At 43.2% G+C, this 22,625-nt stretch carries 21 protein-coding genes; 1 reads left to right on the top strand and 20 read right to left on the bottom strand.

The window, feature by feature from the left end:
- Positions 1 to 188: 188 nt before the first annotated feature.
- The 19 genes from cpoB to sdhC form a co-directional block, all read right to left on the bottom strand.
- On the bottom strand, positions 189 to 980 hold the full coding sequence (gene cpoB, locus PR809_RS18755; RefSeq protein ID WP_166266340.1) for a cell division protein CpoB: 792 nt from the start codon (positions 978 to 980) through the stop codon (positions 189 to 191).
- A 22-nt stretch (positions 981 to 1,002) separates the two neighbouring features.
- Positions 1,003 to 1,500: a peptidoglycan-associated lipoprotein Pal gene (gene pal, locus PR809_RS18750; protein ID WP_004909091.1), complete on the bottom strand. Its 498-nt coding sequence runs from the start codon at positions 1,498 to 1,500 to the stop codon at positions 1,003 to 1,005.
- Between the two features lie 44 nt (positions 1,501 to 1,544).
- Complete coding sequence (gene tolB / locus PR809_RS18745) at positions 1,545 to 2,837, bottom strand: Tol-Pal system beta propeller repeat protein TolB (protein ID WP_206275910.1); 1,293 nt, start codon at positions 2,835 to 2,837, stop codon at positions 1,545 to 1,547.
- A gap of 146 nt (positions 2,838 to 2,983) precedes the next feature.
- Positions 2,984 to 4,078 carry a cell envelope integrity protein TolA gene (tolA, locus tag PR809_RS18740; RefSeq protein ID WP_206275911.1) on the bottom strand — a complete coding sequence of 365 codons (1,095 nt, stop codon included), beginning with the start codon at positions 4,076 to 4,078 and terminating at the stop codon, positions 2,984 to 2,986.
- Between the two features lie 51 nt (positions 4,079 to 4,129).
- A complete protein-coding gene (gene tolR, locus PR809_RS18735) occupies positions 4,130 to 4,552 on the bottom strand; it encodes a colicin uptake protein TolR (protein ID WP_102138335.1) in 423 nt (140 codons plus the stop codon).
- Between the two features lie 17 nt (positions 4,553 to 4,569).
- Positions 4,570 to 5,253 (bottom strand): Tol-Pal system protein TolQ, encoded by a 684-nt coding sequence (tolQ, locus tag PR809_RS18730; RefSeq protein ID WP_004256787.1) that lies wholly within the window; start codon positions 5,251 to 5,253, stop codon positions 4,570 to 4,572.
- Positions 5,250 to 5,645, bottom strand: a complete 396-nt coding sequence (ybgC, locus tag PR809_RS18725) for a tol-pal system-associated acyl-CoA thioesterase (RefSeq protein WP_004256789.1) — start codon at positions 5,643 to 5,645, stop codon at positions 5,250 to 5,252. The genes tolQ and ybgC overlap by 4 nt, the downstream gene beginning before the upstream one ends.
- A 134-nt stretch (positions 5,646 to 5,779) precedes the next feature.
- The gene (ybgE, locus tag PR809_RS18720) at positions 5,780 to 6,067 is read right to left on the bottom strand and encodes a cyd operon protein YbgE (RefSeq protein ID WP_102138334.1); all 288 of its coding nucleotides are present in this window, start codon (positions 6,065 to 6,067) and stop codon (positions 5,780 to 5,782) included.
- Between the two features lie 5 nt (positions 6,068 to 6,072).
- The gene (gene cydX / locus PR809_RS18715) at positions 6,073 to 6,186 is read right to left on the bottom strand and encodes a cytochrome bd-I oxidase subunit CydX (RefSeq protein ID WP_004909083.1); all 114 of its coding nucleotides are present in this window, start codon (positions 6,184 to 6,186) and stop codon (positions 6,073 to 6,075) included.
- 11 nt (positions 6,187 to 6,197) lie between these two features.
- Positions 6,198 to 7,337 (bottom strand): cytochrome d ubiquinol oxidase subunit II, encoded by a 1,140-nt coding sequence (cydB, locus tag PR809_RS18710; protein WP_102138333.1) that lies wholly within the window; start codon positions 7,335 to 7,337, stop codon positions 6,198 to 6,200.
- Positions 7,338 to 7,350: 13 nt separating this feature from the next.
- On the bottom strand, positions 7,351 to 8,919 hold the full coding sequence (cydA, locus tag PR809_RS18705) for a cytochrome ubiquinol oxidase subunit I (RefSeq protein WP_206275912.1): 1,569 nt from the start codon (positions 8,917 to 8,919) through the stop codon (positions 7,351 to 7,353).
- A gap of 829 nt (positions 8,920 to 9,748) precedes the next feature.
- Positions 9,749 to 10,621, bottom strand: a complete 873-nt coding sequence (sucD, locus tag PR809_RS18700; protein ID WP_102138331.1) for a succinate--CoA ligase subunit alpha — start codon at positions 10,619 to 10,621, stop codon at positions 9,749 to 9,751.
- On the bottom strand, positions 10,621 to 11,787 hold the full coding sequence (gene sucC / locus PR809_RS18695) for an ADP-forming succinate--CoA ligase subunit beta (protein ID WP_004909077.1): 1,167 nt from the start codon (positions 11,785 to 11,787) through the stop codon (positions 10,621 to 10,623). Before sucC ends, sucD begins: the two co-directional genes overlap by 1 nt.
- Positions 11,788 to 11,919: 132 nt before the next feature.
- Positions 11,920 to 13,131, bottom strand: coding sequence for a 2-oxoglutarate dehydrogenase complex dihydrolipoyllysine-residue succinyltransferase (gene odhB / locus PR809_RS18690; protein WP_102138330.1), 1,212 nt, complete (start codon positions 13,129 to 13,131; stop codon positions 11,920 to 11,922).
- Between the two features lie 14 nt (positions 13,132 to 13,145).
- Complete coding sequence (gene sucA / locus PR809_RS18685; protein ID WP_102138329.1) at positions 13,146 to 15,959, bottom strand: 2-oxoglutarate dehydrogenase E1 component; 2,814 nt, start codon at positions 15,957 to 15,959, stop codon at positions 13,146 to 13,148.
- Between the two features lie 496 nt (positions 15,960 to 16,455).
- Entirely contained in the window at positions 16,456 to 17,172 is a 717-nt protein-coding gene (locus PR809_RS18680) for a succinate dehydrogenase iron-sulfur subunit (protein ID WP_004256824.1), read from the bottom strand.
- Positions 17,173 to 17,207: 35 nt separating this feature from the next.
- Positions 17,208 to 18,974, bottom strand: a complete 1,767-nt coding sequence (gene sdhA, locus PR809_RS18675; protein ID WP_102138328.1) for a succinate dehydrogenase flavoprotein subunit — start codon at positions 18,972 to 18,974, stop codon at positions 17,208 to 17,210.
- Positions 18,975 to 19,319 carry a succinate dehydrogenase membrane anchor subunit gene (sdhD, locus tag PR809_RS18670; RefSeq protein ID WP_206276595.1) on the bottom strand — a complete coding sequence of 115 codons (345 nt, stop codon included), beginning with the start codon at positions 19,317 to 19,319 and terminating at the stop codon, positions 18,975 to 18,977.
- On the bottom strand, positions 19,313 to 19,702 hold the full coding sequence (gene sdhC, locus PR809_RS18665) for a succinate dehydrogenase cytochrome b556 subunit (protein WP_004909059.1): 390 nt from the start codon (positions 19,700 to 19,702) through the stop codon (positions 19,313 to 19,315). The genes sdhD and sdhC overlap by 7 nt, the downstream gene beginning before the upstream one ends.
- Positions 19,703 to 20,373: 671 nt before the next feature.
- On the opposite strand from sdhC, the gene PR809_RS18660 reads away from it, so the two are divergent.
- Complete coding sequence (locus tag PR809_RS18660) at positions 20,374 to 21,660, top strand: citrate synthase (RefSeq protein WP_004909058.1); 1,287 nt, start codon at positions 20,374 to 20,376, stop codon at positions 21,658 to 21,660.
- A gap of 81 nt (positions 21,661 to 21,741) precedes the next feature.
- On the opposite strand, the gene PR809_RS18655 is transcribed toward PR809_RS18660, so the two are convergent.
- A complete protein-coding gene (locus PR809_RS18655) occupies positions 21,742 to 22,503 on the bottom strand; it encodes an AraC family transcriptional regulator (protein WP_102138327.1) in 762 nt (253 codons plus the stop codon).
- Positions 22,504 to 22,625: the final 122 nt, after the last annotated feature.

Genomic DNA, 22,625 nt, shown 5'->3' with positions numbered 1-22,625 from the left:
CAACATTTCTAACTAAATTTCTTTTTGTATCTCGAGATTTTTGGCTAACCACATTCTCGTCTCAACGGCGGCCTATATTACTGATTTCTGACGAGGGTGCAACGATTTTTTTTAAAAAAAAGTTTAAATGCACACTTATCATACTGATAACCCCGAAATATTCGGTAATATTGCTTCGGGGCTATAAATTAAAGTGTACTCAGCTTTTTTTCGGCTAATTTTGAACCAGCACTGTTTGGATATTGTTTCAATACCTGTTGGTAAACAGCTTTTGCTTTATCTTTTTGTCCCTTATCTTGCATGATCAGCCCAACTTTATATAAGGCTTCGCTGCTTTTTTGGGATTTAGGATACTGCTTAACTACAGTGGCAAAATAAAAAGCAGCATCGTCTTTGCTACCTTTGTTGTAGTTTAACTGCCCCAACCAATAGTTGGCATTAGATTGATACCCAGACTTAGGGTAGGCTTTAATAAAACCTTGTAATGCACCGATTGCTTGGTCAATTTGAGCTTTGGATTTGCTTTCCATTGCTAATTTGACTGCCGCATTGTAATCATCTTTCTCATTTCCACCCGTATTGGCCGCTGCCGTAGGTGTCGTAGAGGAAGATGTTCCATTTGATGCGCTAGTGTCAGGTGTTGCTGTATCGCCTGAGGTTGCTGAATTACCACCGCCTGCATTGTCTAATTGCATGTATAAATCTTTCTGACGCTCAATGACTTGATTCAATTTGTATTCACTTTCTTGAATCTGGCCACGTAACATATCGATGTCGCGTTGGTTGTCAGCGAGTTGCTGTTGGATTTGATACATAATTTGACCTTGAGAGCTAACTGCTGTCTCAAGTTGGGTAAGGCGGTCTGTTGTTGAACCAGATCCGACATTGTTGATTGGCGCTTGGGCAATAGCGGCCCAAGGGGCCGCTACGCCAACCAATAACGACAGACCGACTAGTAAGTGTCTGAAGTTACTGTTCATAATAGATAATTTCGCTTATCTATTAGTATGCAATGACTGCACGACGGTTTTTCGCGTAGTCTGCTTCAGTGTGACCTAACACAGCTGGTTTTTCTTTACCGTAAGAAACCAGTGAAACTTGGTCACCAGAAACACCTTTGCTTTGCAGGTACATTTTAACTGCATTAGCACGACGCTCGCCCAGCGCGATGTTGTATTCTGGAGTACCACGCTCATCCGCATGACCTTCAACAACAACACGTACAGATGGGTTGCTACGCAGGAATGCTGCGTGTGCATCTAACATTTCAGCGTACTCTGGAGATACGTTGTATTTGTCAAAGCCAAAGTAAACAGTGTTGTTTTGTTGCAGCTGTTCCATTTGCTGACGTGCCAGCTCTTCCGCAGACAGACCAGTGTTAGTTTGGTTAGTAGAAGTATCTACGCCATCTTGGTCATTGTTTTTGTTAGAGCTACAAGCTGCGACTGCCATGATTGGTAACGCGATCATCAGCCCTTTAAGCACTTTATTCAGTTGCATCGTTTTGATCCTTAATATTTTTTGCCACACATTATTATTATGCATCACAGATACGGCGACCAGGCAGGGAATTTAACCTGTCCATCGGTAGCCGGAAGACGCGCTTTGAAACGCCCGTCGGTCGAAACTAGCTGCAATATAGTCCCCAAGCCTTGAGAGGAGCTATAAATTACCATAGTGCCGTTAGGTGCGATACTCGGCGTTTCATCTAGGAACGTTTTCGTTAAAAACTCAACGTTATTCGTTGCCAGATCTTGTTTGGCGACATGTTGCTGACCGCCGCCGGAGCTGACCATCACTAAGAAAGTACCATCCGGGCTAACATCAGCGTCCTGATTTTGTGTTCCTTCCCAAGAAACACGTTCAGGACTGCCACCATTAATATTGATTTTATAAATCTGCGGACGTCCCGCCTGATCTGAAGTATAGACTAAAGTTTGGCTATCTGGCATCCAACTTGGCTCGGTATTGTTACTACGACCATCGGTTACCTGACGAATTTGCCCACTCGCTAAGTCCATTATATATAAGTTCAAGCTGCCTGTTTTAGACAATGCAAATGCCAGTTTAGTCCCATCAGGAGAGAATGCAGGTGCCCCATTGTGACGTGGGAATGATGCTACCTGACGAACTGCTCCTGTCGATAAGGTTTGAATGACAAGTGCTGAACTACCGCTTTCAAATGTAACGTAAGCCAGTTTTTCACCATCTGGTGACCAAGCTGGCGACATCAAAGGTTCTGGTGAACGGTGAACCGTAAATTGGTTAAAACCGTCATAGTCAGAAACACGTAATTCATATGGATACTGAGCGCCTTTGTTGACAACAATATAAGCAATACGTGTACGGAATGCGCCACGAATACCCGTCAATTTTTCAAAGACTTCATCACTTGCAGTATGCGCTGCATAGCGTAACCATTCTTTTGTTACTTTATATTGGTTCTGAGATAAAACAGCACCTGGGTTAGCCGCGACATCAACTAACTGATAGCTAACGACAAAGCTGCCATCAGCGGCAGGCTGCACCTGGCCCACAACCACTGCGTTAATACCTAACGCTGTCCACGCTTCAGGGATCACTTCAGAAGCGGTACCCGGTTGTTGAGGCATACGGCTTGGCTCAATAGGGTTAAATTTTCCGCTATTGCGTAAATCAGCGCCTACTATTTGGCCAACTTCTTGTGGTGGAGCACCCGCACCTGACCATTTAAACGGCACAACACCAATAGGTTGAGCTGAGTTAACACCTTCAGTGATCTCAATACGTATTTCAGCCTGAGCCACTGTCGCCCATAGCATTAGGAACCCTAAAACTACTTTAAAAGCCTGCTTCATTCTTATCTCCCTTACTGCGGATTATTTACTACCGCAATAATTCGCTGAATTTTAACAAAGGTATAATAACAAAACTAGATACCACACAAACTATTTATTCTATTGCCTTAATAATATCAATACAGACTGGTCTGAGTTATTGAAAATTAAGGTTTAAACACAACTGTGCTACCTGCTTTATTAAACGTATCATAGACTTCTCTGCTAGGTGGTTTAGGCATCGTTGCAAGTTTTGCTGCTCGGATTGCGGCGTCACAAAGCGCTGCGTCATTGGCTGGGCTATTTTTTGGTGTAATACTCACTAATAGCCCATCAGGTGCGAGCTTCAATTGAAGTTCACAAGTACGCCCACGAAAAGTATCTGAATCATAAAACTTACTTTGGATAGCCGCTTTCACCTTACCAGCATAGCTGTCTACATCAGCATTCGATGCGCCCGATTTTTTACCGCCGCCTTTTCCAGCTGCAGCTTCGCCACCTTGCTTGCTAGGGCCTGATGCCGTTAAATCGCCGAGTAAATCGTCAACAGAAGCGGCATTTTTTGCTGCCTCAGCTTTGGCTTTTGCTGCTTTTGCTTTCGCTTCTTTGTCAGCCTTTTCTTTGGCTTCTTTATCGGCTTTAGCTTTAGCTTCTTTTTCAGCTTTTACTTTCGCGTCCTTTTCTGCTTTTTCTTTAGCTTCTTTTTCTGCTTTGGCTTTCGCTGCTTCCGCTTCTTTCTGAGCCTGCGCCTCAGCTTTCGCCTTTTCAGCAGCCTGCTCTTTAATTAATTTTTCTTTTTCTGCTTTCGCTTTCGCGGCAGCTTCTTCGGCTATTTTTTGCTCTTCCTTCGCTTTTTTAGCCGCTTCTAATGCTATTTTCTGTTGTTCTTCGGCTTGCTTTTGTTGTTCTGCCGTTGCACGTTCAGTCTTTATACGCTCTTCTTCAAGTTGCTGAAGACGCTTTTGTTCCTTTTCTTGCTGCTCTCTGAGCTCAGCCTCTTGCTTTTGTTCTTGCTCTTTACGCTCTTTCGCCGCTTGTCTGACGTTATTTTGCTGCCTTTGCATTTCTTCATATTGCTCAACAACCACGCCAGGGTCAACCATCACCGCATCGATGACAGTTCCCTCTTCCCCGCCACCACCAAGTTTGACGACGGAAACTAAAGAACCTATAACAATCAAGCCGATCAATAGGACGTGCAATACAATTGACATCACTAATGATCGATTTAAGTTATCTTTTTTCTCTTTTGTCTTTCCCACTCTGGTATCCAAAAAAAGAATTGTGACTTATTCAAACGACAATAACCCAGCCTATATAGGCTGAGTCATCAAGCCAACTGATTTTATCCCTGCGCTGTGTAATATGTTCAGCGCTTTAATCACTTCTTCATAAGGGACTTCTTTTGCTCCACCAATCAAGAAAACTGCTTTGGGGTTTTTCTCTAATTGAGATTTTGCTTCTGCAGCAATTTGCTCTGGTGGTAGCAATTCTAAAACCTCACCATCAAGGCGCATGTTATATTGGCCAACCCCCGACACTTCTAAAATAATCGGTGGGTTATCACTTGATGATACGGTTTGTGTATCTGTTGCATCCGGCAGCTCAACTTCCACACTTTGAGAAATAATCGGTGCTGTTGCCATAAATATCAGCAACAGTACCAACAATACGTCCAGTAATGGAACTATGTTGATTTCGGATTTCAGCTCACGTCTGCGACTTGTGCGCGCCATTCGCTTATCTCCCCGTCTTATTTCTTATCAGCAGAGAAGGCTTGACGATGCAAGATGGCCAAAAACTCTTCCATAAAGTTATCGTAGTTTTGCTCTAATTTGCTGACACGTAAGTTCAAACGGTTAAATGCCATAACTGCAGGGATCGCTGCAAACAAACCAATTGCGGTTGCAATCAATGCTTCAGCAATACCCGGTGCAACCATTTGTAATGTTGCTTGTTTTACCGCTCCCAATGCAATAAACGCATGCATAATCCCCCAAACGGTACCAAATAAACCAATATATGGGCTAATTGAACCAACAGTACCTAAAAATGGGATATGCGCTTCAACTGATTCAAGCTCACGATTCATTGAAATACGCATTGCTCGAGAAGCACCTGTCACGACCGCATCTGGTGCATGAATATTCGCTTGGTGTAAACGAACAAACTCTTTAAAACCAGAATGGAAAATTTGTTCGGCACCACTCAATTCATCACGGCGAGCTTGGCTTTCTTTATATAAGCGCGATAGCTCGATACCTGACCAGAACTTATCTTCAAATGCTTCCGCCTCACGCGTTGCCGCATTTAAAATTTTCGTTCTTTGAATAATGATCGCCCATGATGCGATAGAAAAACCGATCAAAACGAACATAATGAGCTGAACCAAAAGGCTCGCTTTAAGGAATAAATCCAGGATATTCATGTCAGTCACTGTTTAAACTCCGCGACAATAGACTTAGGAAGCGCAATCGGCTTCATTTTTGATGTGTCCACACAAGCAATAAGGGCATTTGCCCCACAAAGCAGGTTACCTTGCGAATCAACTAACCTTTGCTGAAAAGTGAGTGAAGCACGTTTCATTTCAATAATTTGTGTTTCAACTTCCAGCAGGTCATCCAGCTTCGCCCCTTTGACAAAATCAATTGTCATGCTTCGCACAACGAAGCCAAGGTTCTCAGCAAGCATACTTTGTTGATTGATACCTTTATTTCGCAGCATTTCGGTTCTTGCTCGCTCAAAAAAGGCTAAATAGCGTGCATGATAAACAACACCGCCCGCATCTGTATCTTCATAATACACGCGAACAGGCCAGCGAAATAACATAACAATCACTCCGTCTTAGGTTAAATTAATTAACGGTGCCACTATACGCAAGACAGTGCCAGTTTGGAATCACTTTGAAAGTAAAGATATCAAAAATAATTATGGGTCCATTGACCCATAATTAGCAATTAGAATTATCTAAAGACCTGAAAAAGTCCCCAAATAAGAATGATGGCTGCAGGTAATGGGTGAAAAATTGCACGAAAGATAACTTTTTGGGGTTTAAAACCAACACCAAAAATCATCGCGGTACACGTTGCCCATATTAATAATAACCCTTGCCATATTTGAAATGAGCTGGTCTTCGCAGCAAATAGGGTTGGATCCCACATGACTGCACCTGCTGTGACTAAAGCTAAAATAAGGATAAGGGCCCTTATCGGCCCCTTATCCAATAGCTGATAGGTTTTATCCACCAGCATTTTTATTACTCACCATCTTTAGCGGCTTTAGAGTCTTCAGAGTGCTCTAACGCTAATGCTGCAATCACTGCAAAACTACAAGCTAACAGCGTGCCGAGGATCCAGGCGAAATACCACATAGTTATGCTCCTTAATACAGTGAGTGCTTGTTGCCTTCGATGAAGTTTTTGTCCAAACGACCGAACATTTTGTAGTAACACCATGCGGTGTATGCCAGTACGATTGGTACAAAGATAATAGCAACAACAGTCATCACTTGCAGAGTAAACAGGCTAGATGTTGCATCCCACATGGTCAAACTTGCGTTTGGCATGATGCTTGAAGGCATGATGAATGGGAACATTGCTACACCACAGGTTAAAATGATACAAGCGATAGTTAATGAAGAACTCACAAACGCCCAACCATTTTTGTCTGCTTTACTAAACAGCATTGTGATTAACGGCAATCCTACACCCAGAGCAGGCAATGCCCACAGGATTGGGTAAGTATTGAAATTAGTCAACCAAGCACCTGATTCAACTGCAACTGTTTTGTTCAGTGGGTTTGACACCGCCAGAGTATCAATAGTTGAAGTGATAACATAACCATCAATGCCCATGACTAACCAAACACCTGCACCCGCAAACGCTAACAATGTAACTAACGCACAGATATAGGTTGCTTTACGCACACGTAAGTACAGTTCGCCAGTGGTACGCATTTGCAGATAAGTTGCACCTTGGGTAACAATCATCATTAAGCCAACGACACCCGCCAACAGACCATATGGGTTTAACAGACCAAACAGGTTACCCGTGTAGGTCAAATACTGTTGGTTATCAATTTGCAGTGGAACACCTAATAACAGGTTACCAAACGCAACACCGATAACTAATGGTGGAACGAAACCACCGATGAACAGACCCCAGTCCCACATATTGCGCCATTTTTGGTTCTCCAGTTTTGAACGGTAGTCGAAACCAACCGGACGGAAGAACAATGCTGCTAGCACTAAAATCATCGCGATATAGAAACCGGAGAATGATGCAGCATAGACCTGTGGCCAGGCAGCAAACATCGCACCACCAGCTGTGATTAACCAAACTTGGTTACCATCCCAGTGAGGTGCAACAGCGTTAATCATGATACGGCGTTCAGTATCCGTTTTACCTAAAATAGGTAATAAGAAGCCAACGCCCATGTCAAAGCCATCTGTGACAGCAAATCCAATCAGTAATACACCGATAAGGATCCACCACACAAACCGAAGAACTTCATAATCAAACATAAGTGGCTCCTATTTACTGAACGTCGTGTGCAGAAGGGTTTTTCTGTTCAAAGTGATAGCGGCCAGTTTTTAGGCTGCTTGGCCCTTTACGAGCGAATTTGAACATTAAGAACATTTCAGCAATTAAGAACAGTGTGTACAGACCACAGATCAATACCATAGAGAAGATCAGGTCATGAGTCGTCAAGTTGGAGTGTGCAACCGAAACAGGTAACACTTCACCGATTGCCCATGGCTGACGACCATACTCCGCAACGAACCAACCTGATTCAATTGCAATCCATGGTAGTGGAATACCGAATAGTGCAATACGCAGCAATAGTTTATTTTGACCAATACGGTTACGAACTACTGACAGGAATGCCCAGCCAATAATCAACAGTAATAGGAAGCCAACACCAACCATGATACGGAATGCCCAGAACAGAGGCCCAACGTTAGGAATACTATCTTTCACTGCTCTTTGGATTTGAGCTTCAGTTGCATCAACAACATTTGGTGCATATTGTTTTAACAGAAGGCCATATCCGAGATCTTTTTTGTTTACTTCAAATGCCGAACGCAGTTCAGGATCTTTATTACCTGCAAGAAGCTCTTGTAACTGACCGTATGCAATCATACCGTTACGAATACGAACTTCGTGCTGTTTCATTAAGTCTTTCAGACCTAATACAGGCGTATCGATTGAACGGGTTGCAATAATACCCATCGCCCAAGGAATCGAGATAGCAAATTTATTTTCTTGCTTTTCAGTATCCGGCCAAGCGATTAAGTTAAACGCAGCTGGTGGAGCATGGGTTTCCCACTCTGCTTCAACAGCAGCCAGTTTGGTTTTCTGAACGTCACCCATTTCGTAACCTGATTCATCACCAAGAACGATAACAGACAGAACAGCAGCAATACCAAAGCTTGCAGCAATAGCAAAAGAACGTTTAGCAAAAGCAACATCACGACCTTTAAGCAGGTAGTAAGAGCTAATACCAAGGACAAACATTGCACCGGTACAATAACCCGCAGCAACTGTGTGGACGAACTTAACCTGCGCAACTGGGTTTAAGACTAGCTCAGAGAAGCTAACCATTTCCATACGCATTGTTTCGAAGTTGAAATCAGCAGCGATTGGGTTTTGCATCCAACCGTTCGCAACCAAGATCCACAAAGCAGAGAAGTTAGAACCTAAAGCAACTAACCATGTTACAGCTAGGTGTTGTTTTTTGCTTAAACGATCCCAACCAAAGAAGAATAAACCGACAAACGTTGATTCTAAGAAGAACGCCATCAGACCTTCGATTGCAAGAGGTGCACCGAAGATATCTCCAACATAGTGCGCGTAGTAAGACCAGTTAGTACCGAATTGGAACTCCATGGTCAGACCCGTTGCAACACCCAGAGCAAAGTTAATACCAAATAACTTACCCCAGAACTTAGTCATATCTTTATAAATTTGCTTGCCTGACAGTACATATACCGTTTCCATGATCGCAAGCAAAAACGCCATACCTAGCGTTAATGGTACGAACAGGAAGTGATACATCGCAGTTAAGGCAAACTGTAATCGTGACAGTTCGACAATATCAAACATCTTGACTCCTTGCTCCTAGCAGGAAGACACCGACTTGCGGCAACCCAGCTTCCAGTTTTAAATACTTAGAAAGCCTCTTAACTACCAGCAAAAAATGCCTCAAAACAACAAAAAATTAACAAAATTAAAAGAACAAACGTTACCATAATAATAGTACGCTTATCTTCACACACAATAAACTTCTTTTACGTGACTCAGATTTGAATTCTGAATTTACATCAATAATTATACCCTTTAATAGAAAATCGAGTATTTGATCGAGCACCAATTTAAGCAATTTGAACAAATAAAGCCAGAGGCAATGAATTGATTTGCGTCAATTTTTTTCCTGTTGTTAATTGCTATACCTGTCAGTCAATTAATGGTTATTTACTTGTTAAATTGCTGTTATTGATAATGATATAAATGTTCTTAATTTTTCCAAAGATTAACAAAAAATATAATCATTGAATTAACGACTCGAAAAAAGAATATTTAATTTGTAATAGTATCTTATTTTAAACTTATTATGAATTTTATTAATATAGCCGTTTTCTCAACTAAACTGTTATATTGGCTTAATTGAATTACCGTCAATATTATAAAATTGATATGCCGCAATTTCGCTTTTTTTTGCATAAAGTGCTATTAGCACTACCCTGCTCACCTAAATTGCCTTTTTATTATCAATTTTCCTTCATATAAGCCTATAGAACGCACTTTTAAGTATAGACACACATTTCAAAAAACCGCATAACCCTATAAAAATATTTAAAAGGCATAAAAAAACCCGTGCTCACATGAGCACGGGCTTTCGTCTCTTACTCTTGCTAGTTGCCTAGCGAATTACTTATTTATTCAGCAGAGATTTGACTGCATCACCGATGTCTGCAAGGCTACGAACGGTTTTCACGCCAGCAGCTTCTAGTGCAGCAAATTTCTCATCAGCAGTCCCTTTACCGCCTGCGATGATTGCACCTGCGTGGCCCATACGTTTGCCTTTTGGTGCAGTTACACCTGCGATATAGCCTACAACAGGCTTAGTAACATGCTTTTTAATATATTCAGCTGCTTCTTCTTCTGCGTTACCACCGATTTCACCGATCATCACGATAGCTTCAGTTTGTGGATCTGCTTGGAATAACTTCAGGATATCAATGAAGTTTGAACCTGGAATTGGGTCACCACCGATACCTACACAAGTCGATTGGCCTAAGCCTGCATCTGTTGTTTGTTTAACTGCTTCATAAGTCAACGTACCTGAACGTGAAACGATACCGACTTTACCTGGCATATGGATATGGCCAGGTTGGATACCAATCTTACATTCACCCGGCGTGATAACACCAGGGCAGTTAGGGCCAATCATACGAACGCCTGCTTCGTCTAATTTCACTTTAACTGTCAGCATATCCAGAGTTGGAATACCTTCAGTGATAGTGATGATCAGCTTAATGCCAGCATCGATAGCTTCTAAAATAGAATCTTTACAAAATGGTGCTGGAACATAGATAACAGAGGCTGTTGCGCCCGTTGCTTCTACAGCTTCACGAACAGTGTTAAATACAGGCAGACCTAAGTGAACAGTGCCACCTTTACCTGGCGTCACACCACCGACCATTTGCGTGCCATAAGCAATCGCTTGTTCTGAGTGGAATGTACCTTGGCCACCAGTGAAACCTTGGCAAATTACTTTGGTGTTTTTATCGATTAAAATAGACATTATTTAGCCTCCGCTGCTGCTACTGCTTTCTTAGCTGCATCAGTCAGGCTGTTTGCAGCGATAATATTCAAGCCGCTATCTGCCAGTTTTTTAGCACCTAACTCTGCATTGTTACCTTCTAAACGCACAACGACTGGTACATTTACGCCAACTTCTTCTACTGCACCAATGATGCCGTCTGCAATCAGGTCGCAGCGAACGATACCACCAAAGATGTTAACAAAAACGGCTTTCACGTTTTCATCAGAAAGAATGATTTTAAATGCTTCAGTTACACGCTCTTTTGTCGCGCCGCCGCCAACATCTAAGAAGTTAGCCGGTGCACCACCGTGCAGCTTAACGATATCCATAGTACCCATTGCAAGGCCCGCACCGTTAACCATACAGCCGATGTTGCCGTCTAACGCAACGTAGTTCAGTTCCCACTGAGCGGCTTGTGCTTCACGTGCATCTTCTTGTGATTCATCACGTAGTTCACGGATCTCTGGTTGACGATATAACGCGTTGCTATCGATACCTAATTTACCATCTAAGCAAACTAAATCACCCGCAGTGCTGATAACCAGTGGGTTGATTTCCGCTAATGCTAAATCGCGTTCTAGGAATAATGTAGCCAGACCCATGAAAATTTTCGCGAATTGACTAACTTGTTTGCCAGTTAAGCCTAATTTAAATGCTAACTCACGGCCTTGGAAAGGCATTGGGCCAGTCAGTGGGTCGATAATCGCTTTGTGAATTAACTCTGGAGTCTCTTCTGCGACTTTCTCGATTTCCACGCCACCTTCGGTAGATGCCATGAATACAACGCGGCGAGTACTACGGTCTACAACCGCACCTAAATAGAGTTCTTTAGCGATATCAGTTGCCGTTTCAACCAGAATTTGGTTAACAGGCTGGCCGTTTGCATCTGTTTGATAGGTAACTAAGTTTTTACCTAACCAGTGTTCTGCAAATGCTTTCACTTCGTTGATATCACTAGTGACTTTTACGCCGCCAGCTTTACCACGTCCACCTGCGTGAACTTGGCATTTAATTACCCAAGGGCCGTCACCAATTTTTTTAGCAGCATCGACGGTTTCAGCGACTGATGAACAGGCATAACCTGTCGGTGCAGGCATCCCATAACGTGCAAACAACTGTTTTGCCTGGTACTCGTGTAAATTCATGATGTTCTATCCATAATTGAGTCTGAAGAGGCGTTTATTCGCCTCCTGCAATTGTTACTGATTTAGCAACCCGCGAACGGGTTGCATCGGTTACTTCAGACCGGGCAAGTTGTACCCTGCCCTGTTATGTTGCTATACGTCCAGCAGTAAACGAGTTGGATCTTCCAGCATATCTTTGATAGCGACTAAGAAGCCAACTGACTCACTACCATCGATTAAACGGTGGTCGTAAGACAGTGCTAAATACATCATAGGAAGAATCTCTACCTTACCATTTACAGCCATAGGGCGGTCTTTAATGGCATGCATGCCTAAAATCGCGCTCTGTGGTGGGTTAATGATAGGTGTAGACATCAGAGAACCAAATACGCCACCGTTAGTGATAGTGAAGTTACCACCACTTAAGTCTTCGACAGTTAATTTACCGTCGCGACCTTTAACAGCCAGTTCTTTAATTTTCTTCTCGATATCTGCCATGCTCATTGCATCGACATCACGCAGAACTGGTGTTACCAAACCACGTGGTGTTGAAACCGCAATACTGATATCGAAATAGTTATGGTAAACCACATCATCGCCATCAATAGAAGCATTCACTTCTGGGTAGCGCTTCAGTGCTTCAACCGCAGCTTTCACATAGAAAGACATAAAACCTAAACGAACACCATGACGTTTTTCGAATACTTCGCCATATTGTTTACGTAAGTCTTTGATTGGTTGCATATTGACTTCGTTAAAGGTCGTCAACATGGCGGTCGTGTTTTTCGCTTCTAACAGGCGCTCAGCAATACGTTTACGTAAACGCGTCATTGGAACACGTTTTTCGCTACGGTGTGCTAAAGGCGCTTGAGGAGCCGCTGGGGCTTTCGCCGCAGGTGCCGCAGATTTATTTGCAGCTAAATGTTTTTCAACATCTTCACGCGTTAAACGACCACCAACACCCGTACCTTTGATGTCAGCTGGGTTTAAGTCGTGCTCTGCAATCAAACGACGGATCGCAGGGGTCAGAGCATCATTGCTTTCAGTTTCTAAACTTGCCGTTTGACGCTGTGCAGGTGTTGACTCTTGTGCTTCTTTCACTTCAGCAGGAATACCTGTGCTATCGCCTAAACGAATGCGACCCAGTAATTGCTTAGACAATACCGTTGCACCTTCATCTTCAACGATAGCTTCTAATACACCAGCTTCACTTGCAGGAACTTCTAATACGACTTTATCTGTTTCGATCTCAACCAGTACTTCGTCACGCTGAACACTGTCACCTGGTTTTTTATGCCATGTGGCAACCGTAGCATCTGCAACGGACTCAGGAAGATCGGGAACAAGAATTTCTACGCTACTCATTTTCTATCCTTTAATTATTCAATGTTCAAAGCGTCATTAACCAGGGCTTTCTGTTGTTCCTGGTGTACGGACGTATAGCCAACTGCTGGAGATGAAGAAGCAGCTCGACCTGCATAACGTAAAGTTGCCCCTGTTGGGATAGCTTCACGGAAGTTATGTTGACTGCAATACCAAGCACCTTGGTTTAATGGCTCTTCTTGACACCATACAAAGTCTTTTACATCAGTAAATTGCGCCAACGCTTTTTGGATATCTTCGTGTGGGAACGGATATAACTGTTCGATACGCACGATAGCCACGTCAGTTTGTTCATTTTTACGACGTTGTTCTAACAGATCGTAATAGACTTTACCTGAACACATAACGACGCGTTTCACATTTTTCGGATTGATATCATCTATTTCACCGATAACTGGCTCGAATGTACCGTTTGCCAATTCTTCCATGCTAGAGACCGCTAATGGGTGACGTAACAGAGATTTTGGTGACATCACAATCAGAGGACGGCGCATGCCACGTAAGGCTTGGCGACGCAACATGTGATAAACCTGAGCAGGTGTTGACGGCACACACACTTGCATGTTTTGGTCAGCACACAGTTGCAGGTAACGTTCTAAACGTGCAGATGAGTGCTCTGGCCCCTGACCTTCATAACCATGAGGCAGTAGCATTACCAGACCACACATACGACCCCATTTTTGCTCACCAGAGCTAATAAATTGGTCGATAACCACTTGAGCACAGTTAGCAAAGTCACCAAATTGGGCTTCCCAAATAGTCAGTGCACGAGGCTCAGTAGTGGCATAGCCATATTCGAATGCTAATACCGCGTTTTCAGTCAGAACAGAGTCCCAAACATTAAAGACGCCTTGGCCGTTATGGATATTTTGCAGTGGAACGTAAACTGAACCATTTGTTTGGTTGTGAATAACTGCATGACGGTGGAAGAATGTACCACGGCCTGCGTCTTCACCGGACAAACGCACAGGAATACCTTCATCAACTAACGTTGCGTACGCTAAAGTTTCAGCCGCGCCCCAGTCGAGTAATTTCTCACCTTTTGCCATTTCGGCACGGTCGGTATAAATTTTCTCAACACGAGATTGCGCAACCACGCCTTCTGGGATAGTGCTGACTTTAACAGCCAGATCCGTTAAGCGTTTAATATCAACTGTTGATTTATAGGATGCATCCCATTCATGGTTTAAATATGGAGCCCATGTATATGAGTTCAGCCCCATTTCACGGTACTCTTCAACCACACAGTTACCTGCATCTAACGCATCGCGATACAGATTAACCATTTCAGTGACATCATTAGCACTTAATACGTTTTCTGCAATTAAACGATCTGCATAAATTTTACGTGGTGTTGGGTGCTGTTTGATTTTTTGATACATCACAGGCTGAGTTGCACTTGGCTCATCCGCTTCGTTATGGCCATGGCGGCGATAACAGACTAAATCAATCATAACATCGCGTTTGAACGTGTTACGGAAATCAAGCGCTAAACGAGTCACGAAAGACACCGCTTCTGGGTCATCCGCATTCACGTGGAAAATTGGTGCCTGCACCATTTTAACGATGTCAGTACAGTATTCTGTCGAACGTGTATCTTTTGGATTTGAAGTCGTGAAACCAATTTGGTTGTTAATCACGATACGCATCGTACCGCCAACTTCATAACCACGAGCTTGAGACATGTTCAGTGTTTCTTGTACAACACCTTGGCCAGTTACTGCTGAGTCACCATGAATGGTAATTGGCAGAACCATGTTGCTGCGGCCTTCATCCAGACGGTCACGACGTGCGCGCACTGAGCCGATAACCACTGGACTAACAATCTCAAGGTGAGACGGGTTAAATGCTAACGCTAAGTGAACACGAGAGCCTGCGGTTTCAAAGTCAGAGGAGAAACCTTGGTGATATTTAACATCACCCGCGCTTGAGTGGTCTTTATGTTTACCCGCGAACTCATCAAATAATTCGCCCGGTTTTTTACCTAAGATATTAACTAGAACGTTTAAACGACCACGGTGAGCCATACCCAAAACAACTTCACGGGTATCTTGCTTGCCTGCGTGGTGGATTAAATCTTTCAGCATTGGGATCAGTGAATCACCACCTTCCAATGAGAAACGTTTTGCACCTGGGAATTTAGCCCCGATGTAACGCTCAAGCCCTTCAGCTGCCGTTAATTCAGCTAAGAAGCGTTTTTTCTCTTCTACTGAGAAAATTTTAGAAACGTCAACAGACTCAAGACGCTGTTGGATCCAACGTTTTTCTTCTGTATTCGTGATATGCATATATTCTGCACCGATAGAACCGCAATAAATACGTTTCAGGTGGTCATATAGCTCACTCAGCTTCATGGTTTCTTTGCCAATCGCAAATGAACCCACGTTGAAAGTTTCGTTGAAGTCTTCTTTCGTCAGGTTGTGGAATGCTGGGTCTAAATCTGGAACAGATTCACGTTTCCAAAGACCTAACGGATCAAGATTCGCATTTTGGTGCCCGCGGAAGCGGAACGCATTGATTAATTGCAAAACTTTAACTTGTTTTGCGTCGATAGCTGGATCGCTAACAGAGGTGTGATAACGTGTAGAGTCTTTTGCTAAGCGGCGGAAGTAATCGCGCGCTTGGGAGTGGAATTGTTCACCGCTAGTGCCTAATGCTGCACCAGGAAGTTGCTCAAAAATTGCTTTCCACTCGGCATCGACAGAGTTAGGGTCAGTCAGATAATCTTCATAGAGCTGTTCTATATAAGTCTGGTTCGCGCCTGCCAGAAAGCTTGAATCCAGCCAGTCCTTCATTACGCCGTTCTGCATTGTGATCCCTTAAGCTTTTAAAGCTTTAGTTTTCGCCGTGGTTAACTAATTGCCGCATTTAAGCGACCTCGATAAAGGTTCTCTTGGACGTGCTTTATGCATGTTCTCTCTTTGGGAGGCCCTTTATCAGTAAGGGTTTCCCTTTTAAGGAACCTTTAAAAACTGGCTGCGGTTTTTAAAGGCCCCTATGCTTGGGCTGTCGTCTTCATCTTTTGCAGTTGGCTATTTTTTCTACTTTTTACTGTTACTTTCTTTGCTTTCACTTTTTTACGCTTTTGTAATGACAACGTTTTAATAAGTACTACTTTTTATGGGTGACAATGTTACTTTCTGACGCCCTTTGTTGGTATTTCGTTTTCGTGCTTTTGTGAGCTTCCGCGCATTAAAAACCTATTATTGCTTTTACTTTACGCGTTTCTTTTTACTTATGTTTTTATTTTGTGCTATTTCTCTTTTAACCCACAGCACCTGAGCACTGTGGGTTAAATATGCATAATTAAGCGCTATGTTTTAGTAACATAGATTTAATATGACCGATAGCTTTCGTTGGATTTAGCCCTTTAGGGCATACATTGACACAATTCATGATGCTATGACAGCGGAAGACACTAAAAGCGTCGTTCAGATCATCTAATCGTGAATCGGTTTCAGTATCACGGCTATCAATTAAGAAGCGATACGCTGCCAACAAGCCTGCAGGCCCGATAAACTTGTCTGGATTCCACCAAAACGATGGGCAAGAAGTCGAACAACAAGCACACAAAATACACTCATATAAACCATCGAGTTTTTCACGTTGTGCAGGAGTTTGTAAATTCTCACGCGCTGGTGGGTTTTTGTTATCATTAATCAGATATGGACGAATTTTTTCGTATTGGGTATAGAACTGAGTCATATCGATAATCAGGTCACGCACAACAGGCAGACCCGGTAATGGACGAATGACAATTTTCTTCCCACCACGGATTAAAGCAGATAATGGCGTAATACACGCCAACCCGTTTTTACCGTTCATGTTCAGGCCATCGGAACCACATACCCCTTCACGACAAGAACGACGGAAAGAGAGTGTTGGGTCTTGCTCTTTGATTTGGATTAACGCATCCAGCAACATCATGTCACGCCCTTCAGGAACTTCTAGCGTGTAATCTTGCATACGTGGTGCGTTGTCCACATCAGGATTGTAGCGATAAATCGAAAATTGTAATTTCATAGTTTATTTCTCCGCAACTGGATTAACACCACGCATTAGTAGGTACGAATTTTCGGTGGGAAGGCTTCACGCAGTTTTGGCTGCATGTTGACTTCACGACGCGTCATCGTTTCAGATTGCGGTAAATATAATGAGTGACATAACCAATTCGCATCATCTCGCTCTGGGTAGTCAAAGCGGCTATGCGCACCACGACTTTCTGTACGGAAGTTTGCAGCTTGTGCCGTTGCATAAGCCGTTTCCATCAGGTTATCCAGTTCTAAACATTCGATACGCTGAGTATTAAATTCAGTCGAAGTATCATCAAGGCGTGCATTTTGCAGACGCTCACGGATCACTTTCAGCTCTTCTAAACCTTTCGCCATTGCATCACCCTCACGGAATACCGAGAAGTTATGCTGCATACAGGTTTGCAGTGCTTTACGGATTTCAGTTGGGTCTTCACCCGTACGCGCACCTTCCCAACGGTTAAAACGTGTCATCGCTGCATCAATATCAGATTCAGATGCATCACGCATTGAACCTTGCTCCATGATGGATTCTTTCAAATGCAGACCCGCTGAGCGACCAAATACCACTAAGTCGAGAAGTGAGTTACCCCCTAAGCGGTTAGCACCATGTACTGATACACAGGCAATTTCACCGACCGCAAACAGACCAGGAATGACTTCATCTTCGCCTTTTTCGTTATAACGCAGAGCTTGACCCGTCACTTTCGTTGGAATACCGCCCATCATGTAATGACAGGTAGGAATAACAGGGATTGGCTCTTTGATTGGGTCAACGTGAGCAAAGGTACGAGATAATTCAAGGATACCCGGTAAACGAGATTCCAGAACATCTTTTCCTAAGTGATCCAGTTTCAGCTTGGCGTGTGGACCCCATGGGCCATCACAACCACGACCTTCACGAATTTCAATCATGATTGAGCGCGCAACAACGTCACGGCCCGCAAGGTCTTTCGCGTTCGGCGCATAACGCTCCATGAAACGCTCGCCGTCTTTATTCAACAGGTAACCACCTTCACCACGACAACCTTCTGTCACGAGAACACCCGCGCCAGCGATCCCCGTAGGGTGGAATTGCCACATTTCCATATCTTGCAGTGGAACACCTGCACGAGCAGCCATTCCCACGCCATCACCCGTATTGATGTGTGCGTTAGTGGTTGATTGGTAAATACGACCCGCACCACCCGTTGCTAAAATAGTTGCCTTCGCTTTGAAATAAACCAGTTCGCCTGTTTCCATACAAATTGCAGTACAACCTACAACATCGCCGTCTTGGTTTTTAACTAAATCAAGGGCATACCATTCAGAAAAAATGGTTGTGTGGTTTTTTAAGTTCTGCTGATACAAGGTATGTAACAGTGCATGGCCAGTACGGTCAGCTGCAGCTGCAGTACGCGCAGCTTGCTCACCACCGAAGTTTTTAGACTGACCACCAAATGGACGTTGATAAATACTTCCATCATCAAGGCGCGAGAACGGTAACCCCATATGTTCTAATTCGAGGATAGCCTCTGGCCCTGTTTTACACATGTATTCGATAGCGTCTTGGTCACCGATGTAGTCGGAACCTTTAACGGTGTCATACATGTGCCATTCCCAGTTATCAGGATGCGTGTTACCTAAAGCAACCGTGATACCACCTTGCGCTGATACAGTATGAGAACGAGTTGGAAAAACTTTTGACAGAAGCGCACAAGATAGGCCCATCTGTGAAATTTGAAGTGCTGCGCGCATACCTGCGCCACCCGCACCGATAACGATAGCGTCAAACTCTCTGATTGGCAGATTCATTTATGCACCCCACACAACAATTGTTCCGTAAATTAAATAAGCCAACAGACCTACAACGATAACCAGTTGCAATACTAAACGAATTGCTAAAGGTTTAACGTAGTCAGTCAGCACTTGCCACATGCCAATCCACGCATGAACAAGAATCGAGAACAACGTGAGGATAGTGAATACTTTCGTCACAGAAGAGGCAAAAAAGCCACGCCAGACGTCATAGGTAATGTCATTAATAGCAACAAAACCAACAATGTAGAGTACGTAGAGCGCGATGACAATCGCAGAACCACGGATTAATAGCCAGTCCTGGATACCAGTACGGCCTAAAGCTGAAGCATTACTTACCATACTAAAATCCCCGCCAGAATTGCTAAAATCACGGTAATGACAAATGTAATTTTTGCAGATGAGTTACCAGCAGCAAGCGTTTCATCAACACAACCGAAATCCATTAGCATATGACGAATACCACCACAAATGTGGTAAGCCAAAGCTGTCAAGATGCCCCAAAGAATGAACTTAGCAAAAAAGCCAGTCATTATTTCAGACGCGTATTGAAAACCTTCTGGAGAGGAGAGAGATGTCCCTAACAACCAAAGCAGAATACCAACTGCGATGAGAGTAATGACGCCAGAGACACGGTGCAAGATCGAAGATATTGCAGTGATCGGGAAGTGAATCGTCTGCAAATCAAGGTTGACAGGTCTTTGTTTTTTCACAATTTTGCCCACACAGCTCTTTATTATTTTCCATCCTCCGGACCTGGGGTGGAAATCAGACAGCGACAGGGGTACAAAATGCAACTTAACACAAACTCTAATCCATCATGTTTAAATAAAGTTGCATACTGATCACGCTGGGAACTCCTACTACAGGGTAATCCGGAGACCTGCCGCTAGTATAAAGTCTTCACAATGCCATTACAATTCCCACACAAAATGTTTGGAGACATTTAGCCCGAACAGTGAGAGGGATCACGATTTAAACATTTTGTATAAATGTGCTTATCTTATTTGACAATGATTCAACATTTATCTTACATATAGGTCTGGCAGAATTATCTTAACGGTGCTGTTGACACTTCATCGTAAAAGAAAAAAACGTGAATGTTGCAATGTTAAGTACTCTTCAATTTGAACTATGATGGGTATTAATAACAAAAGTTATGAAAGTTGTTCCCCTTACCACAAATAATGATATTGTAGGGAAAACAACAAAAAGAACATAACATCTACACACTCATAAACAACCTAATTACATTGTCGTCGGTCTCAGATTTCAGGTTTTATGTGATAGCGAGCTGATTTCCAAAGCATACCGGTAGAACAATGCATGAAGACACAGTATAACGCTGAGCTTCTGGGTTGTTGGGTGTCGATTATCAAGCGCTAAGGAGACCGTAATGGCTGATAACAAAGCTAAGCTAACGACTGGTAGTAAGGGTGATATTGACCTAGATATTTTAAGCCCAACGATTGGTCAAGACGTTATCGATGTCCGAACTTTAGGTTCTAAAGGGTTTTTTACCTACGACCCTGGTTTTACTTCTACTGCATCCTGTGAATCAAAAATCACCTATATCGATGGTGATCAAGGCATCCTGTTGCACCGTGGTTTCCCTATCGATCAACTCGCCACTGAAGCCTCTTATCTCGAAGTTTGTTATATCCTGCTATACGGTGAAGCACCAACTCAAGAACAATATGACGTATTTAAAAATACGGTGACTCGCCATACCATGATCCATGAGCAAATTACTCGCATGCTTAATGGTTTCCGCCGTGACTCACACCCAATGGCTGTATTATGCGGTGTTACTGGCGCACTAGCAGCTTTCTATCACGATGCATTAGATGTTAACAACCCACGCCACCGTGAAATTACGGCTTATCGCCTGCTGTCGAAAATGCCAACAGTCGCAGCGATGTGTTACAAATATTCAATTGGCCAACCTTTTGTTTATCCACGTAATGACCTGTCATACGCGGGTAATTTCTTGCATATGATGTTCTCGACACCATGTGAAGAATACACAGTTAATCCTGTTTTAGAACGCGCAATGGATCGTATCTTAATCCTACACGCTGACCACGAACAAAACGCTTCAACCTCGACTGTACGTACTGCGGGTTCATCCGGTGCAAACCCATTTGCTTGTATCGCGGCAGGTATCGCTTCACTGTGGGGGCCTGCTCACGGCGGTGCTAACGAAGCTTGCTTACGTATGTTGGAAGAGATCCAAACTGTTGAGCACATTCCTGCATTTATCGAGCGCGCTAAAGACAAAAATGACTCTTTCCGCTTGATGGGCTTCGGTCACCGTGTTTATAAAAACCATGACCCACGTGCAACGGTAATGCGTGAAACTTGCCATGAAGTTCTAAATGAACTTGGCTTGAATGACAGCTTGCTGGAAGTCGCTATGGAGCTGGAACGTATCGCATTGAACGACCCGTATTTCATTGAGAAAAAACTGTACCCGAACGTTGACTTCTACTCAGGTATCATCTTGAAAGCAATGGGTATTCCATCTTCAATGTTTACTGTTATTTTTGCCATTGCACGTACCATTGGCTGGATTGCACATTGGAATGAAATGCACGATGACGGCCTGAAAATTGCTCGTCCTCGCCAGCTATATACCGGCTATGACAAACGTGAATTCAACTCTGAATTAGCAAAAAAATAATATTTAATTAAATCTGAACCCTACATATGCTAAGGCCTCGAATTTTCGGGGCTTTTTTCTTTTTTACTGATGTCATTTAGCTTACTGCTGTTGATATTCCCTTGGTGTCATTCCGCTCATTTTGCGGAAAAAACTGATAAACGCGCTATCACTTGTTAGACCAAGCTCTTGAATAATATAGTGATAAGGTTTTTCTTGTGCAAGCAACTCAATCGCTTTAATAAACCGCCATTGTTGTCGCCATGTTTGAAATGTCATGCCTGTTTCTTTCAAGAAAATACGCGTGATTGTTTTCTCACTCGCACCGATAGTCTGCGCTAACTGGTTTAAATTCGGTGGTAATTGCTCGATATCAATCCCTTTAAAGCGTCTATCTTGCGGTAATGGCAACAGTGTTGGCTCTAAAGCTGCACTTTGTAGCTCATCGATAAATACCGGTAATAAGTTGGCCAAACGCCCCTGCTGCCAATCACTCTCAAACGGCGCAATAGCAATACGTTCTAGCACTTCCCTTAGTAATGGGGAAATATTCAAAATAACCACATCGTTCCCGATTTTTTTGGCATATTCTTCTGATAAATAAACCGATCGATACCCCACGGATGCCTGCATTTGTGCCCGATGAAGAACAAATGGAGGGATCCAAGCCACTCTACCAGGGGGAAGCAAAGACAGGCGATTTTCCAGTGAAATTCGTATACACCCTTGTTGTGTAAACAAAAGCTGCCCCATTTCATGTTTATGAAAACCAGAGTCATGCTGCCCCATTTTTGCCGCGATCCCCAATACTGGCGCACGATACCAATGAGTTTGAAATTTATCTGTTTGATTTAGCCAAGCCATAATGTCTCTTTTTTGATATTTATAGTCTTTATTATTGTAATAAGACAATGAAAATAACACTAAACTACCTGCTATTAAATCGTTGTATCTAATTAGACCCTTTATTTTTAGTCGATTGGTAG

Origin of the sequence: Providencia sp. PROV201 (assembly GCF_028479545.1) — a bacterium.
GTDB classification, from domain to species: Bacteria; Pseudomonadota; Gammaproteobacteria; order Enterobacterales; family Enterobacteriaceae; genus Providencia; species Providencia huaxiensis.
Note: the sequence above shows the minus strand (reverse complement) of the source record. Positions and strands in the feature narration are given on the sequence as shown.

Bases quoted from the DNA above. Each gene is read 5' to 3' on its own strand.
- tolR (WP_102138335.1), bottom strand. From the start codon at position 4,552: ATGGCGCGCACAAGTCGCAGACGTGAGCTGAAATCCGAAATCAACATA.
- PR809_RS18655 (WP_102138327.1), bottom strand. From the start codon at position 22,503: ATGGCTTGGCTAAATCAAACAGATAAATTTCAAACTCATTGGTATCGT.
- cydB (WP_102138333.1), bottom strand. From the start codon at position 7,337: ATGTTTGATTATGAAGTTCTTCGGTTTGTGTGGTGGATCCTTATCGGT.
- cydX (WP_004909083.1), bottom strand. From the start codon at position 6,186: ATGTGGTATTTCGCCTGGATCCTCGGCACGCTGTTAGCTTGTAGTTTT.
- odhB (WP_102138330.1), bottom strand. From the start codon at position 13,131: ATGAGTAGCGTAGAAATTCTTGTTCCCGATCTTCCTGAGTCCGTTGCA.
- cpoB (WP_166266340.1), bottom strand. From the start codon at position 980: ATGAACAGTAACTTCAGACACTTACTAGTCGGTCTGTCGTTATTGGTT.
- sdhA (WP_102138328.1), bottom strand. From the start codon at position 18,974: ATGAATCTGCCAATCAGAGAGTTTGACGCTATCGTTATCGGTGCGGGT.
- tolB (WP_206275910.1), bottom strand. From the start codon at position 2,837: ATGAAGCAGGCTTTTAAAGTAGTTTTAGGGTTCCTAATGCTATGGGCG.
- cydA (WP_206275912.1), bottom strand. From the start codon at position 8,919: ATGTTTGATATTGTCGAACTGTCACGATTACAGTTTGCCTTAACTGCG.
- PR809_RS18680 (WP_004256824.1), bottom strand. From the start codon at position 17,172: ATGAAATTACAATTTTCGATTTATCGCTACAATCCTGATGTGGACAAC.
- ybgC (WP_004256789.1), bottom strand. From the start codon at position 5,645: ATGTTATTTCGCTGGCCTGTTCGCGTGTATTATGAAGATACAGATGCG.
- PR809_RS18660 (WP_004909058.1), top strand. From the start codon at position 20,374: ATGGCTGATAACAAAGCTAAGCTAACGACTGGTAGTAAGGGTGATATT.
- sucD (WP_102138331.1), bottom strand. From the start codon at position 10,621: ATGTCTATTTTAATCGATAAAAACACCAAAGTAATTTGCCAAGGTTTC.
- sdhD (WP_206276595.1), bottom strand. From the start codon at position 19,319: ATGGTAAGTAATGCTTCAGCTTTAGGCCGTACTGGTATCCAGGACTGG.
- pal (WP_004909091.1), bottom strand. From the start codon at position 1,500: ATGCAACTGAATAAAGTGCTTAAAGGGCTGATGATCGCGTTACCAATC.
- sucC (WP_004909077.1), bottom strand. From the start codon at position 11,787: ATGAATTTACACGAGTACCAGGCAAAACAGTTGTTTGCACGTTATGGG.
- sucA (WP_102138329.1), bottom strand. From the start codon at position 15,959: ATGCAGAACGGCGTAATGAAGGACTGGCTGGATTCAAGCTTTCTGGCA.
- ybgE (WP_102138334.1), bottom strand. From the start codon at position 6,067: ATGCTGGTGGATAAAACCTATCAGCTATTGGATAAGGGGCCGATAAGG.